At 53.3% G+C, this 315-nt stretch carries 1 rRNA gene; it reads right to left on the bottom strand.

From position 1 onward, the window contains the following. Positions 1–315: ribosomal RNA gene (locus SFC47_RS25875) — 23S ribosomal RNA — on the bottom strand; the annotation flags it as partial.

Below are 315 nucleotides of genomic sequence, written 5' to 3'. Positions count from 1 at the left end.
CTTACCAGCCTAACTGCTTGCACGCACATATCCAACAGTGCGCTTACCCTATCCTCCTGCGTCCCCCCATCACTCAAACGATAAAGAGGTGGTACAGGAATATCAACCTGTTGTCCATCGCCTACGCCTTTCGGCCTCGGCTTAGGTCCCGACTAACCCTGAGAGGACGAGCCTTCCTCAGGAAACCTTAGGCATACGGTGGATGGGATTCTCACCCATCTTTCGCTACTCATACCGGCATTCTCACTTCTAAGCGCTCCACCAGTCCTTACGGTCTAGCTTCAACGCCCTTAGAACGCTCTCCTACCACTGACA

It is taken from the genome of Neobacillus niacini (assembly GCF_046591715.1).
GTDB lineage: Bacteria > Bacillota > Bacilli > Bacillales > Cytobacillaceae > Neobacillus > Neobacillus niacini_L.
Note: the sequence above shows the minus strand (reverse complement) of the source record. Positions and strands in the feature narration are given on the sequence as shown.